This window comes from Streptomyces sp. NPDC002788, assembly GCF_053592115.1.
This window is the reverse complement of sequence record NZ_JBSFVB010000001.1, coordinates 507506-521471: the sequence shown is the minus strand read 5'-3', so window position 1 is coordinate 521471 and position 13966 is coordinate 507506. Positions and strand designations below refer to the sequence as shown.

15 protein-coding genes are annotated in these 13966 nt (G+C 73.4%); 5 read left to right on the top strand and 10 right to left on the bottom strand.

The window, feature by feature from the left end:
- Positions 1-76: 76 nt before the first annotated feature.
- A complete protein-coding gene (locus ACWD1U_RS02320) occupies positions 77-1618 on the bottom strand; it encodes a DUF692 domain-containing protein (protein WP_451103780.1) in 1542 nt (513 codons plus the stop codon).
- A gap of 239 nt (positions 1619-1857) precedes the next feature.
- Here ACWD1U_RS02320 and ACWD1U_RS02315 point away from each other — a divergent pair, with 239 nt between their 5' ends.
- Entirely contained in the window at positions 1858-2427 is a 570-nt protein-coding gene (locus tag ACWD1U_RS02315; RefSeq protein ID WP_451103779.1) for a potassium channel family protein, read from the top strand.
- A gap of 7 nt (positions 2428-2434) precedes the next feature.
- Here the strand turns inward: ACWD1U_RS02315 and ACWD1U_RS02310 are convergent, their stop codons facing one another.
- Complete coding sequence (locus ACWD1U_RS02310) at positions 2435-2896, bottom strand: DUF7144 family membrane protein (RefSeq protein WP_451103778.1); 462 nt, start codon at positions 2894-2896, stop codon at positions 2435-2437.
- Positions 2897-2966: 70 nt separating this feature from the next.
- Positions 2967-3728 carry an aminoacyl-tRNA hydrolase gene (locus ACWD1U_RS02305; protein WP_451103777.1) on the bottom strand — a complete coding sequence of 254 codons (762 nt, stop codon included), beginning with the start codon at positions 3726-3728 and terminating at the stop codon, positions 2967-2969.
- Positions 3729-3770: 42 nt separating this feature from the next.
- Between ACWD1U_RS02305 and ACWD1U_RS02300 the strand changes: the two genes are divergently transcribed.
- Positions 3771-4637: an ABC transporter ATP-binding protein gene (locus tag ACWD1U_RS02300; RefSeq protein ID WP_451103776.1), complete on the top strand. Its 867-nt coding sequence runs from the start codon at positions 3771-3773 to the stop codon at positions 4635-4637.
- A 118-nt stretch (positions 4638-4755) separates the two neighbouring features.
- Positions 4756-5427 (top strand): ABC transporter, encoded by a 672-nt coding sequence (locus ACWD1U_RS02295; RefSeq protein WP_451103775.1) that lies wholly within the window; start codon positions 4756-4758, stop codon positions 5425-5427.
- Here ACWD1U_RS02295 and ACWD1U_RS02290 read toward each other — a convergent pair.
- The 3 genes from ACWD1U_RS02290 to ACWD1U_RS02280 form a co-directional block, all read right to left on the bottom strand.
- Positions 5419-5598, bottom strand: coding sequence for a hypothetical protein (locus ACWD1U_RS02290; RefSeq protein WP_451103774.1), 180 nt, complete (start codon positions 5596-5598; stop codon positions 5419-5421). The genes ACWD1U_RS02295 and ACWD1U_RS02290 overlap by 9 nt on opposite strands.
- An 18-nt stretch (positions 5599-5616) precedes the next feature.
- Complete coding sequence (locus tag ACWD1U_RS02285) at positions 5617-6468, bottom strand: polysaccharide deacetylase family protein (protein ID WP_451103773.1); 852 nt, start codon at positions 6466-6468, stop codon at positions 5617-5619.
- A gap of 62 nt (positions 6469-6530) precedes the next feature.
- Positions 6531-8048 carry an FAD-dependent oxidoreductase gene (locus ACWD1U_RS02280; RefSeq protein WP_451103772.1) on the bottom strand — a complete coding sequence of 506 codons (1518 nt, stop codon included), beginning with the start codon at positions 8046-8048 and terminating at the stop codon, positions 6531-6533.
- Positions 8049-8132: 84 nt separating this feature from the next.
- Between ACWD1U_RS02280 and ACWD1U_RS02275 the strand changes: the two genes are divergently transcribed.
- Together ACWD1U_RS02275 and ACWD1U_RS02270 are read left to right on the top strand one after the other, a co-directional pair.
- Positions 8133-8522 (top strand): ArsR/SmtB family transcription factor, encoded by a 390-nt coding sequence (locus tag ACWD1U_RS02275; RefSeq protein WP_451103771.1) that lies wholly within the window; start codon positions 8133-8135, stop codon positions 8520-8522.
- The gene (locus ACWD1U_RS02270; RefSeq protein ID WP_451103770.1) at positions 8519-9004 is read left to right on the top strand and encodes an SRPBCC family protein; all 486 of its coding nucleotides are present in this window, start codon (positions 8519-8521) and stop codon (positions 9002-9004) included. The genes ACWD1U_RS02275 and ACWD1U_RS02270 overlap by 4 nt, the downstream gene beginning before the upstream one ends.
- 9 nt (positions 9005-9013) lie before the next feature.
- Here ACWD1U_RS02270 and ACWD1U_RS02265 read toward each other — a convergent pair whose 3' ends face one another.
- The 4 genes from ACWD1U_RS02265 to ACWD1U_RS02250 all read right to left on the bottom strand — a co-directional run bounded on the left by ACWD1U_RS02265 (position 9014) and on the right by ACWD1U_RS02250 (position 13948).
- On the bottom strand, positions 9014-9871 hold the full coding sequence (locus tag ACWD1U_RS02265) for a PPK2 family polyphosphate kinase (protein WP_451103769.1): 858 nt from the start codon (positions 9869-9871) through the stop codon (positions 9014-9016).
- 86 nt (positions 9872-9957) lie between these two features.
- Positions 9958-11340, bottom strand: coding sequence for a PhoX family protein (locus ACWD1U_RS02260; protein WP_451103768.1), 1383 nt, complete (start codon positions 11338-11340; stop codon positions 9958-9960).
- Between the two features lie 90 nt (positions 11341-11430).
- Positions 11431-12294: a slipin family protein gene (locus tag ACWD1U_RS02255; RefSeq protein ID WP_451103767.1), complete on the bottom strand. Its 864-nt coding sequence runs from the start codon at positions 12292-12294 to the stop codon at positions 11431-11433.
- Positions 12295-12460: 166 nt separating this feature from the next.
- Positions 12461-13948, bottom strand: a complete 1488-nt coding sequence (locus tag ACWD1U_RS02250; protein WP_451103966.1) for a SulP family inorganic anion transporter — start codon at positions 13946-13948, stop codon at positions 12461-12463.
- Positions 13949-13966 lie beyond the last annotated feature (18 nt).

Genomic DNA, 13966 nt, shown 5'->3' with positions numbered 1-13966 from the left:
CGGACGGAGTGTTGTCGGGATGTGACGTTCCGTTTCACCGCTCCGCGGGCGGACCGCAGGCGGGCGGCGGGAGCGGCTAGGCCGACGACGCGGACGACGGCAGGGGGGCGACGCGCCGCAGCAGCATCCTGCGCGTGGCGCGAGCCAACCGGTGGGCCGGACGGCCGGAGCGGGGCTTCGGCCCCGACCGCTCCAGCCACCACCCCCGCAGCTCCCGCCGGGCGACGGCGTCCCCGGGCCGCCCGGCGGACAGCAGGTGCTCGGCGAAAGTGAGGGCGTCGCGCCGGTAGCCGCCGGTCATCGGCCGGGTCTGGGCGTAGGCGAGGAAGGCCGGGCGGTACTCCTCTCCCAGGATCACCGGCAGCTCGGGCGCGACCTTCGCCACGACGTCCGCCCGCTTCGCGGCGAGCGCCCGCGCCTGCACGCCGATCCGCACCCGGTCGAACCCCTCGGGCACGGGCGTGCCGGCGACCAGCGCCGACAGCAACGCCGCCTGCGCGAGTCCGAGCCGCTGCCGCGCCTCGTCGACGCCCCCGTGCGCGGGCCGGCCGAAGGCGCCCGGTGCAGCCCCGGCCGCCCCGGTCTGCCGGCCCCGCGGCATCGCCCCGGCTGCCCCGAGCAGCCCGCGCTCCCCGCCCCGGGACACCCCGCCGGGCTCGTCCGGCGTCAGCGTGGCGACGGCCCCCGGTGCGTCGCCGCCCGCACGGGCCCCGCTCCAGCGTCCGGGTGCCGCCCCCGCCCGCACGGCGAGCGCGTTGCCCGCCGCGCGCACCTCCGCCTTCACGCGCTCGACGGCTCCCGCCTCCACAGCCCGCCGAATGGACGCCAACTCGGCTTCCAGCTCCGCCGGTTGGGGGAATTTCTCGTCGCGTTCCAGGAGGACGCCGGGCGGGCGGACGCGGGAGGCCAGGTCGGTCAGGATGGCCAGGACCGGCTGCGGGACGGGGTGGGCGTGGCTGTCGTGCCAGACGCCGTCGCGTTCGAAACCGCCGGCGACGTGGACGTAGGCGATGGCCTCGAGGGGCAGCTCGGCGAGGGCCCTGGCCGGGTCCTCGGCGCGGTTGACGTGGTTGGTGTGCAGGTTGGCCACGTCGATGAGGAGCCGGACACCCGTACGGTCCGCGAGTTCGTAGAGGAACTGGCCCTCCGTCATCTCCTCGCCCGGCCAGGAGATCAGCGCGGCGATGTTCTCGACGGCCAGCGGCACCGGCAGGGACGCCTGGGCGATGCGGATGTTCTCGCACAGCACGTCCAGGGCGTCCCGGGTCCGGGGGACGGGCAGCAGATGACCGGCCTCCAGGTGCTGGGTCGCCGTCAGCGCCCCACCGGCGCGTACGAACGCGATGTGCTCGGTGACCAGGGGCGAGCCCAGTGCCTCCACCCGTTCGGCCAACGCGGCCAGACGGCCCTCGTCGGGCCGGTCGGCGCCCCCGAGGCCCAGCGAGACGCCGTGCGGCACCACGGTGATGCCGCGCTCGCGCAGCCGCCGCAGCGAGTCGGGCAGATGCCCGGAGCAGATGTTCTCGGCCACCGCCTCGACCCAGTCGATGCCCGGCATGCGCTCGACGGCGTCCGCGATCTCCGGTCGCCACCCGATGCCCGTCCCCAGTCGCTCCATCGTCCCCTCCTCCACCCCGCCGGATCCTCGAACGTGAGGGGGGTATGGCCCAGCCGTCCGCCCCCGAACCCCGACCCGGCCGCCTTCAGAGCAACATTTGAGGTTCGGCCCGTCCGCCCCGTGCCGAGCCGGCCGCCGAACCCACCGCCGGCGTCCCGGGCTCCCGTCGCCGCCACCCCCGCCCCACCGACGGAGTCCCCGGGCTCGCGCCACCCCCCGATGCGTCGTACACCGGACCTATGCGCGAAGGCAGCGAGCAGGCGCACGGCCCCGCGCGGAAGCGGGAGCAGAACTCGCGGACCGCGGTCCGCGGGCTCTGGGCCGGGGCCGGGGCTCTGGTCCTGGCCGTGGGCACGGCCTACTTCCTGCTCCCGCTGGAAGGGCTCGGCGACGACCGCCCCTGGGTGGGCTGGCCGCTGTTCGGCCTGTGCCTGGGGCTCCTGGCCGCGCTGCTGCTGCGCCAGGTCCGGGACGTGGTGCTGGAGAAGCCGCACACCCGGTCGGGCATCATGATCCCGCTGCTGATGTGCCTCGCCGTGCTGGTCTTCTCGTCCGGTTACTACACACTGGCCCAGCAGCCGGGCCAGTTCACCGGCCTGCGCACCCGCATCGACGCGCTGTACTTCACCGTCGTCACGCTGGCGACCGTCGGCTACGGCGACATCACCCCGCGCGGGCAGGAGGCCCGCCTGGTGACCGTCGCCCAGATCCTGTACACGTTCGTCTTCCTCACGGCGGCGGCCACCGCACTGTCCCGCCGGATGCACGCGGTGGTCGCCGAACGCGACCGGCGCCCACCGCCGCCCTGAAGCGGGCCTACGCCGTGCGGGGGGAGCGGTAGTTGAACACCGACCACAGGACGAACAGGCCGGTCACGATCATGATGATCGACCAGAACGGCTGGTAGGGCAGCCACATGAAGTTCGCGATCAGGGCGAGGCCCACCACGACCGCGCCCACGACACGGGCCCAGGCGGCCCCGGTGAACAGGCCGAACCCGGCCGCCACCACGAGCACGCCGACGATCAGGTGGATCCAGCCCCACGCGGTCAGGTCGAACTCGAAGACATACTCCCCGAAGCTCGTGTACACCTCGTCGTCGGCGATCGCCGCGATGCCCTGCAACACCGCGAACAGGCCGTAGACGACCATCAGAGTGCCGCCGAGAGCGAGGCCCCCGGCCGCCAACGGGTCGCCGGAGCCGCCGGGGCCGGAGCCGCCGGGCGGCCGGTCGGCGGGGGCGGGCGGAGCGGGGGGAGGGGGTGCGGCGCTGGACATGGCTGCCTCCGGGAGTCGGGTTGTCCGGTAACCCCACTGGAGCACTCGACCGCGGCCTGCGCGCCTGCGGCTACTCCGAACGGGTGGCCGCCGGGTCGGCGCTCCCGTACGGCTCCAGGCGCAGCGCCGGGTGGTCCGCGACCACCGTGCACGAGCCGGGCGCGATCTCCGTGAACCCGGCGTCGCGGACCAAGGGCAGCCCGGCGCTCGTCAGTTCGGACCAGCCGGCCGGGTCGGCCGTGCGGACGGCGAGCGGGAAGCCCGCGCCGTGCCAGGCGGCGCGCTCCTCGTCGGACAGCTGCCACCAGGCCAGTTGGGCGGCGTGCCCGGCCTGGGCCATGGCCTTGCCGGCCGACATGCCGAGGTCGGGATTCATCCACAGCACGGGAGCGGCCGGGTCGGCGTCCGCCGGCGGTTCCGGGTCGTCCAGCTCGGTACCGGAGACCTGGAGCCGTGCCAGGTCCTTGGGCCAGCCGTCCACCGGCACGGGTGGGAAGACGCGCACCTCGGCCGACTTGCCGGTGACCGTGATGCCGGGCAGGGCCTCGGCCCGCCGCCACTCGGCGCCGCGTGCCCGGCGCACCACCTTGCGGATCCGGGCGTCCTGCCAGTCCCGCATCGCCCGGGCCCATTCACCTGCGTCGGCCGACCGCTCGTCGGCCAGGATCGTCAGCACGGCCCGCGCGGCGGTCTCCAGCGCGTCCGTGCGCGCCGGCGGGTCCGCCCGCTCGATCCGCGCGACCAGCGGAAGCACGAACTGCGGTGCCGCGTCGCGCGCCGAGGGCTCGGAACGGAAGGGACTGTCGCTCACGGGCGTGGGGTCTTCGCTCACGAATCCCAGTGTGCCAGCCGCAATATCGTGCAGGATGGCCGCATGCGACCCGACCTGTGCCTTCAGAACGCGGGCCGCCGCCACGGTCTGCGCGGTCCCTGGGTGCTGCGCGGTGTCGACCTGACGGTCGCCCCGGGCCGGCTCGTCCGCGTCGAGGGTGCCAACGGCAGCGGCAAGTCGACGCTGCTGCGGCTGCTCGCCGGCATCGACGCCCCGAGCGAGGGCCGCATCACGGGCCGCCCGCGCACGGCCTACGTCCCCGAGCGGTTCCCGCCGGCCCTGCCCTTCACCGCCGTCGGCTACCTCGCCCGTCTCGGCAGCGTGCACGGCCTGTCCCGCACGGCGGCCTCCCGTGCCGCGGGCGAGTGGCTGGAGCGCCTCGGCGCCGCCGCGTACGCCGAGACGCCGATGGCGCGGCTGTCGAAGGGCGGCTGCCAGAAGGTCGCGGTGGCCCAGGCGCTGCTGGCGGAGCCGGAACTGCTGGTGCTGGACGAGGCGTGGACGGGCCTGGACACCGAGGCTCGGGCGGCGCTGGAGCGGGCGGTCGCCGAGCGCACGGCGGCCGGGGGATCGGTGGTGTTCGTCGACCACGACCCGCGCCGCCTCGCGGGCCTGCCCGACGCGACGTACGTGGTCCGCGACGGAGGCCTCGTGCCGGGGGACGCGCCTGCCCCGGGCCCGTCCGGCCCGTACGTGACCGTCGAGGTGCAGGGCCCGCCGGACGGACGGCTGCCGGACGACGCGCACCGGACACTCACCTGCGTCGAGGAGACCGGCCCGGGCGGCTACCGCCTCTCCGTCCCCGCCCCGCACTCCGACGTCCTGCTCCGCGCCCTGCTCACGGCCCGCCCGCCCTGGCACGTGGTGAGCGTGACCCCGCCGACGACCCGCTCGGGGAGCAGCCGATGACTCGCTTCCTGCCGTGGCACGCGGCGGCCACCTGCCACCCGAAGGCGCCGATGACCGACTTCCCGCCGCGGCACGCGCTGACTGCGACAGCGCGGACAGCTGCCCCCAGGAGCCCCCGATGACCGCCCTCCTGCGCTACCACGCCGCCCTCCTGCTGCGTTCGCAGCGCTGGCTGCCGCCGTTCCTGCTCTACGCGGTCTTCCTCGCGATCAGCGTGCGGGCCGGACAACCCGTGCTCGACTCGCTCGGGTACACGGCCGCCGCCCTGCTGCCCACCGCCGCCTGGCTGGCGCGGATCTGCGTCACGGGTGAGCCGGCCGCCGCCCGCGGATGTGTGGCGGCCGCTGCCGGGCCCGCCCGCGCCCATGTGGCCTGCCTGCTGGTCGCGACGGTCGGCGCGGTGGCGCTGGGCACGCTCGCGACCCTCGCCGTGACGCTGCTCAGCGACCCGGTCGCCTCGGACCACCGCACCCGGGTGCCGCTCGCCGCCGCCGGCGGAGCCGGACTGCTCGCCACGCTGGCCTGCGCCCTGCTCGGCACGGCCGTCGGCGCGCTCACCAGCCCGCCCCTGCTGCGGTCCCGGGGCCGTGCCGTCCTGGCCCTGCTGCTCGCGGCGCTGCTGGCCCTGGTCGCCACCGGCTCCCCTGCCCAGGCGGCCGTGCAGGACCTGGTCACCGGCTCGCAGGAGGGCACCGTGCCGGTTCCGCTGCTGCCCCTGGCCGCGGCAGCCCTGGTCACGGCCGCGGCGCTGGCCCTGGCCGGTGCGCTGGCCTCCCGCCGGTCAGCCTGAGCAGGCCGTGCGCTGCGCCTCCTGCCACTCGCAGGCCGGGCACAGGGTGATGCCCTTGTACGAGTCCGGGTACTCCGTCGGTTCCCGGCACAGCACACACTCCGCGTACGGCGGCCCGTCCGCCCGGGGCGGCCTGGTCGCGTCGATCAGGCAGTAGTCGTTGTCGCTCATGCGTCCAGCGTAGGCCGGTCAGGGGCGGCCGCCCACGGCCCCGATCAGCTCGGAGACCTTCACGAACCGGAAGCCCTGGCGCCGCAGCTCGGGCACGATCGTCCGCACCGCCCGTTCGGTCGCCGGGGCGGCGCTGCGGGTGCAGTGCAGCACGACCACCGACCCGGGCCGTACCCCGTCGAGGACCTGCCGGACCACCGTGTCCGGGTCGGTCTCGAACGCGTCGCCGCCGACCACGTCCCACTGCACGGCGGTCACACCCGTGGGCGTCAGCGCCCTGAGCGCCCGCCGGTCGTAACAGCCGCCGGGGAAGCGGAAGTACGGCATCGGGTCGGGCACGCCGGCCCTGCGGAACGCGGCGTAGGCCCGCTCCACGTCCGACCGCATCCGCTGACCGGGCACGGTCGGCAGGCCGTAGCAGTCCGGTGTGAACGCGTAGTGGCTGTAGGAGTGGTTGGCGACCTCGAAGAGCGGGTCCCGGCCGATGGAGCGGGCCTGGTCCGGGTACTCCTCGGCCCACCGGCCGGTCATGAACACGGTGGCCGGCACCTTCAGCGCCCGCAGGGTCGCGATCAGCCGTGGGTGGTCGAAGGGCTCACCCGCCGCCGCCCGCGCCCCCTGACCGGCGGTCATGTCGGCGTCGAAGGTGAGCGCGACGGTCCTGCCGCGCGTGCGGGGACCGTGCTCGAAGACGGGGGTCAGGCCGGCGGGGCCGGGAGCCAGGGTCGGCGGCCTCGACGGCGGTGCGGACACCTGCGCGGAGGGCGCGTGCGGGGAGGGCGCGGGCGGGGGCCGGTCGGTACCGCAGGCGGCAAGGGCCACCGCGCCCAGGGCGCACACGGCGACTGTACGGCGGAGAAGGGCGATCACCGTAAGAAGATATGAACGGGATCGTCCGCTTATGCGTGTCCGCTGCCGGTGTCACCCGGCCGTCAGATGTCCCGCTGCTCCAGGGGCTTGGTCGCCGGGCCCTGGATCACCTTGCCGTCCGTGTCGAAGCGGGAGCCGTGGCAGGGGCACTCCCAGGCGCGCTCGGCGGCGTTGAAGTCGACGAGGCAGCCCAGGTGGGTGCAGCGGGCGGAGACGGCGTGGAGGGCGCCGTCGTCGTCCCGGTAGACGGCGAGACGGTGGCTGCCGGCGCGGACCACGGCACCCTCCCCGGGCGGCAGGGACTCCACGGGCGGCGACGGCCGCAGCCGGTCGCCCACGAAATGCCCGGCCACCTTGGCCTGGGTCTTGAGGAACGACGGCGCCTGCCGCACGGCGGGCTTCACCCGGCGCGGGTCGTACAGCCCGCTCCACTCGCACTCCTCGCCGGTGATCTGCGCGGCGAGCAGGCGGCCCGCCATGATGCCGCCGGTCATGCCCCAGCCGCCGAAGCCGGTGGCCACATAGCTGTGCCGGGCGCCCGGGTGCAGCGGGCCGACCATCGGCACGGTGTCGGTGGGGCTGTTGTCCTGCGTGGCCCACCGGTGCGTGACCTCCAGGTCGGGGAAGTGCCGGGTGGCCCAGGAAGTGAGACGTTCGAAACGGGCCCGTGTGTCGCCCGTGCCCGGCGTGAAGTGCTCACCGGTGACGATGAGCAGACGCCGGTCCCCTTCGTACGGGGCCGTGCGCACCGAGCGGGTGTTCTCGTCGGGCGTGATGAACATGCCGTCCGGGTCCTGGTCCGCGGGGATCGTCCCGGCGACGACCAGTTCCCGTTTCGGCGTCAGCCGGGTGAACAGCAGGGCCCGGTCGAAGATCGGGTAGTGCGTCGCGACGACGACCTCCCGGGCCCGGACCGTCGCCCCGGCCGCGGTCGACAGTCGGCACGGCTCGCCCTCCTCCAGGCCGAGGACGGTGGTGTCCTCGAAGATCCGCCCGCCCCGTTCGACGAGGTCGGCGGCGAGGGCGAGCAGGTACTTGCGCGGGTGGAACTGGGCCTGACCGGTGACCCGGACCGCGCCCGCCACCGGGAAGGGCAGCCCGGTCTCCGTCACGAACGAGGCGGGCAGCCCGGCCTCGGCCGCCGCCCGCGCCTCTGCCCGCAGCTCCTCCACCCGGCCCGTGTCGCCGACGTAGGTGTAGGCGCTCCGTGTCTCCCAGTCGCAGTCGACGCCCAGTTCCCCGGCGACCGCGGCCGCGTGCTCGATCGCCTCGGACTGGGAACGGGCGTACAGCCGCGCGCCCTCGGGGCCGCGGGTGCGCCGCAGCTTCTCGTAGACGAGCGAGTGCAGGGCGGTGACTTTCGCGGTGGTGTGCCCGGTGACCGAGGCCGCGACCCGGCCGGCCTCCAGGACCGCCACGCTCCGTCCGGCCCGCGTCAGCTCCCAGGCCGTGCACAGTCCGGCGATCCCGGCGCCGATCACCGCCACGTCGACGTCCAGGTCCTCCGCCAGCGCCGGATGGCGGCCGCCCGGTGCCGTCTCGAGCCAGTACGACCCTCTGACCTGCTGGTTCTCGCTCATGGGCACCGAGTACCCCGCCCGGTCCGCGTCAGTGCCGGCCGGATCGCTTCACAACGGCGACCGGCAGGGCTAAAGTACAACCAAATGGTTGTAGATGAGCTGGGTGACGAGATCGTGGACCGGCTGTTCCATGCCCTGGCCGACACCACGCGCCGGGACATACTGCGCCGCTGCGGACGCGGGGAGCTGTCGGTGTCCCGGCTGGCCGAGGCCTATCCGATGAGCTTCGCCGCCGTGCAGAAGCACGTCGCGGTGCTGGAACGGGCGGGTCTGGTCGTCAAGCAGCGCAGCGGACGGGAGCAGCTCGTGCGCACCGACCCCGACGCGGTGGGCCGCGCACGCACGGCCCTCGAGGAGCTCGAGTCGGCATGGCGCGGACGCGTCGACCGGATGGCCCGGCTGCTCGCCGACGATCCCGGAACCGGGACATCCGCAACCGCGGGGAACGACACGACGGAAGGACCCGAGAGATGAGCGTCACCAGTGTCGACAAGGATCTCGACAACCTCACCCTGACGTTGATCGCCGACTTCTCCGCCCCGGTCGAGCGGGTGTGGCGGCTGTGGGCCGACCCCCGGCAACTGGAGCGCTGGTGGGGCCCGCCGACCTACCCGGCGACCGTGGAGGAGCACGACCTGACCCCCGGCGGAGAGGTCACCTACTTCATGACCGGCCCGGAGGGCGACCGGCACCGCGGCTGGTGGCGGATCACCTCCGTCATCGAGCCGACCTCCCTGGAGTTCACCGACGGCTTCGCCGACGACGACGGCAAGCCCAAGGACGACCTGCCGACCACGTCCGTGGCGGTGCGGCTCAGCGAGCACGGCGGCGGCACGCGCATGGAGTTGCGCTCCCTGTTCGACTCCCGCGAGCAGATGGAGCAGCTGGTCGCCATGGGCATGGAGGAAGGACTGAAGGAGGCCGTCGGCCAGATCGACGCCCTGCTGGCCGCCTGACCGGCCGGATCACGCCTCCCCGAGCAGCCGCCTGCGGCACTCGGCCACGTCGAAGTCCGCCTCCGGGTATTGCGGGTCCAGCTTCCGCAGGTGCTCCAGGAGCAGCGTGCTGACCGCCCAGTTGCGGTACCACTTGTGGTCGGCCGGGACCAGGTACCAGGGCGCGTACGAGGTGCCGCAGCGCTCCAGGGCGATCTCGTAGGCCTCCTGGTACGCCGGCCACAGGGCGCGGTCGTCGATGTCGGAAGCGGTGAACTTCCAGTGCTTCTCCGGCTTGTCGAGGCGGCTGAGCAGCCGGCGGCGCTGCTCCTCGTAGGAGATGTGCAGGAAGCACTTCACGAGGGTCACACCGTCGTCGGCGAGGGACTTCTCGAAGCGGTTGATCTGCTCGTAGCGCCGGACGATCTCGGCGGCGGGCGCGAGATCCCGGACGCGGGCGATGAGGACGTCCTCGTAGTGCGAGCGGTCGAAGATGCCCAGTTCGCCGGGGGCCGGGAGCGCCTTCTCCACCCGCCACAGGAAGGGGTGGGCGCGTTCCTCGGCGGTGGGTGCCTTGAACGCGGTGATCCGGCAGCCGGAGGGGTTGAGCAGGCCGATGACGTGCTTGACCGTGCCCCCCTTGCCACTGGTGTCCATGCCCTGCAGCACCAGCAGGACACGGCGCCGGTCGCCCGCGGTGCTCGCCGCCCACAGCCGTTCCTGGAGGACGGCCAGGTGCTCGCCGACCCGGGCCGTGGCGGCCTTGCCCGCCGCCTTGCCGTCCGGGCCTCCCGGGGTGGCGGCGGTGTCGTGGTGCGCCAGGCTGACCGGCTCGCCGTCCGCGACGCGCAATCGCCTGCGCAGCGAGGTGCTGTGTTTCCGCGCCACCGGGCCCCCTTACGGTCCTGTGCCTGGATGGTCCGGCGGGGCACCGGGCCGCGCGCCCGGCGCCCCGGCCGCAAGCCGGGCCGCTGCTACCGGCGCCAGGGGCCCGTCACCGCGAAGGTGGTGCCGGGCGAGTAGCAGTTGACGTACATCGTGTCGCCGTCGGGGGAGAAGGTCACGCCGGCGAACTCACCCCACTCCGGCTCCTCCGGGGTGCCGATGTTCTGCCGGTTGCGGGCCATCGCGTAGACCTCGCCGCGCCTGGTCACCCCGAAGACGTGCTGGGCGCCGTCGCCGTCCTCGCAGACCATCAGGCCGCTGCTGGGTGCCAGGCAGATGTTGTCCGGCGACTCGCCCGGCATCTGCACGTCGGTGTCCGGGCCGAAGACGATCACCAGGGTCAGCCGGCGGCGGTCCGGGTCGTAGCGCCAGACCTGCCCGTAGTGGTCGCCCGCCGAACCGTCCGAGCGGCGCGCGAAGGACGACACGAAGTACACCGACCGGCCGCCCCAGTAACAGCCCTCCAGCTTCTGCGCGTGGGTGATGCCCTTGCGGCCGAAGTCCTGGAACCGGATGGGCGTCCGCGCGGCCCGCGGGTCGGGTACGTCCACCCACTCGATGTCGTCGAACTCGGCGCCGATGTCCTGGATGGGGGACAGGTCGGGCACACCGGGCACGCGCATCGCCTGGAGCCGGCCGCCCGCGCGCAGCGAACCCCGGCCGCCCAGCGGCTTCGTCGGCAGGAAGCGGTAGAAGAGGCCGAAGGGCTTCTCGAAGGCGTCCTCCGTCTCGTACACCACACCCCGCCGGGGGTCCACGGCGATCGCCTCGTGCTGGAAGCGGCCCATCGCGGTCAGCGGCACGGCTCCGGTGCGGTGCGGGTCGACCGGGTCGACCTCGAAGATGAAGCCGTGGTCCTTGGTGTAGCCGTTGGTACCCGCCTTGTCCTCGGTCTCCTCGCAGGTCAGCCAAGTGCCCCACGGGGTGGGCCCGCCCGCGCAGTTGACGGCCGTGCCGGCGATCCCCACGCGTTCCGACAGGACGTTGTTGCGGGAGTCCAGCGTCAGCGTCGTACAGCCGCCCTTGCCGGCCGGGTCGTAGGTGAGGCCCTCGATCGCAGGGACCGGGACCTTGCCGTTGTGGCGGTTCTCGTGGTTGCGGACCAGGTGGACCCGGCCGCCTCTGCCCGCGAAGGCCGACATGCCGTCGTGGTTGGAGGGGACCTCGCCCTCTCCGGAGCGGAGCGGGTCTCCCTCGCGCGAGAGGATCCGGTAGCGGAAACCTTCCGGCAGATCGAGGACGTCCTTCGGGTCGGGGACGAGCGGGCCGTAGCCGGTGCGGCCGAGGGTCTGGGCGGCGGCGGTGCCGGCGAAGAGTTCGGAGAGGGCACCGGAGAACGCGATCCCGATGCCCAGGGCGCCCGTCCCGGCGAGCACCTGACGTCGTGTGGCGGAACGACCGGTTTCGGTCATGGGACAACCTTCCTGCTGGCGGACAGGAACTGTGATCCCGCTGTGTCTATCACCTGGTGCGGGCGGCGGGAACCACGCGCGTAGCGCGGGTCACCGCTCGACGGGGTGCCGCAGCTCCTCCACGGCCTCCACGGCCTCCTCGGCCTGCTCCGTGCGGTCGAGGGCGTGCTCGACGGCTGCCTGCGCACCACCCTCGTGACCGCCCCGTTCGAGGAACCGGAGCAGCTCCACCGGGATGGGCAGCACCAGCGTGGAGTTCTTCTCCGCCGCCACGGCCATCACGGTCTGCAGCAGCCGGAGCTGGAGAGCCGAGGGAGTGTCGGCCATCTGCTGGGCGGCCTGTGACAGCTTCTTGGAGGCCTGATACTCGGCGTCGGCGTTGATCAGGCGGGCCCGTCGCTCGCGGTCGGCCTCGGCCTGGCGGGCCATGGAACGCTTCATCGTGTCGGGGAGGGAGACGTCCTTGATCTCCACGCGGTCGATGGTCACGCCCCACTCCACGGCCGGGCTGTCGATCATCAGCTCCAGGCCCTGGTTGAGCTTCTCCCGGTTGGACAGCAGGTCGTCCAGCTCGCTCTTGCCGATGATCGAGCGCAGCGAGGTCTGGGCCATCTGCGAGACGGCGAAGCGGTAGTCCTCCACGTTGACGATCGCCGCCGCCGGGTCCACGACCTTGAAGTACACCACCGCGTCGACCCGCACGGTCACGTTGTCGCGGGTGATGCCCTCCTGCGCGGGGATCGGCATGGTCACGATCTGCAGATTGACCTTGCGCATCCGGTCCACCGCGGGGACGACCAGGTTGAACCCGGGCCGCCGCACGTCCCCGTGCAGGCGCCCGAGCCGGAAGACCACCCCGCGCTCGTACTGTTTGACGACCCGCGCCGCCGAGGCCAAATACGCCAGCCCACCGGCCCCGACCGCCGCCACCGCCGCGATCAGATCTTCGACCATGCCGACCTCCCCGTCGAGGTTCGGTTTTCGTGTACTTCTGTAACGATATGCCCGGAACGCTGTAAGGGGCCATGCCCGGGGGCCGGGGCGGGGCCGGGCCGGACATACGAAAGTCCGGGGCGCGCAGGGTGTGCGCGCCCCGGACCAGGGGATGCCGGGCGGTCGGCTAGGCGGCGGTGACCTTCTCCGCCGGGGCCTCCTCGGGCTCGGTGACCTTCACCGGCTCCGTGCCCGTCGCGCTGTGGCGCGCGGCCCAGTTCTCCAGGGCCGTCTGGCAGGCGTGGTCGAGGTGGTGCAGACCCGAGAGGTCCAGCTCGACCGGGCGGTCCTGCGGCAGGCCCTCCAGGCTGTCGAGGATCTTCGGCAGCCGCAGGAAGGTCGCGTTGCCCGACAGGTACGCCTGGATCGGGCCGGCGCCCTTGTCGATGATCTCGAGCTTGACGTGCGAGGCCTCCCACGCGGTCTTGACGACCGACAGGGCCAGACCGATGAGCACGCCCTCGAACATGTTCACCGCGACGATGGACACGGCGGTGACGACCAGGATGAGCGCCTCACCCTTGTGGGCCCGCCACAGCTCCGTGACCTGGCGGAACGGGATCAGCTTCCAGCCCGCGTGCACCAGGATGCCGGCCAGGGCGGGGATCGGGATCAGCGCCAGGGCCCACGGCATCGCGGCGGCGAACAGCAGCAGCCACACGCCGTGCAGCACCCGGGACGCCTTGGTCTTCGCGCCCGCGTTGACGTTGGCGGAGCTGCGCACGATGACCGCGGTCATCGGCAGTGCGCCGAGCAGACCGCACAGGGTGTTGCCCGCGCCCTGGGCGATCATCTCCTTGTTGTACTCGGTACGCGGACCGTCGTGCAGCCGGTCCACGGCCGCCGCGCTGAACAGGCTCTCCGCGGAGGCGATCAGTGCGAAGGCGATGATGGTGCCCCAGATGGCCGGGCCGGCCAGCTCGCCGAAGGCGTCGGCCCCGGGCGGCTGGATGACGCCGAGCAGACCCTCCACCTGGACGGTGGCGACCGGCAGGCTGAAGGCGAGCGTGGCGACCGTGGCCAGGACGACCGCCGCGAGGGCGCCCGGCACGGTCTGCACCGCCTTGGGCAGCTTCTTCCACAGCACGATGACGGCGATGGTGCCCGCGCCGATCGCGAGGGAGGTCAGGGCCTCGGTGCTGCCGAGCGCGTCGGCGAACGCCCCGGGCAGGCCCGCGATCTTGCCGATTCCGGACTCCGGGGCCTTCAGGCCCGCCGCCGCGTAGATCTGACCGGCGATGATCACCAGGCCGATACCGCAGAGCATGCCCTCGACGACGGAGATGGAGATCGCCCGGAACCAGCGGCCTATTCCGAGGAAGCCCATGGCGAGCTGGAGCAGCCCGGCGAGCAGCACGATCACGCCGAGCGTGGCCACCCCGAACTCGCTGACGGCCTCGAAGACCAGCACAGTGAGGCCGGCGGCGGGCCCGGACACCTGAAGGCTGCTGCCCGGCAGGAGCCCGGTGACGAGCCCGCCCACGATGCCGGTGATGAGGCCCAGCTCAGCGGGAACGCCGGAGGCGACCGCCACGCCGACGCACAGCGGCACCGCGACCAGGAAGACGACGATGGAGGCGAGGAAGTCCTGCCTCAGGTAAGGGAACTTCGACAGCAAGGTCACCAGCCCCCC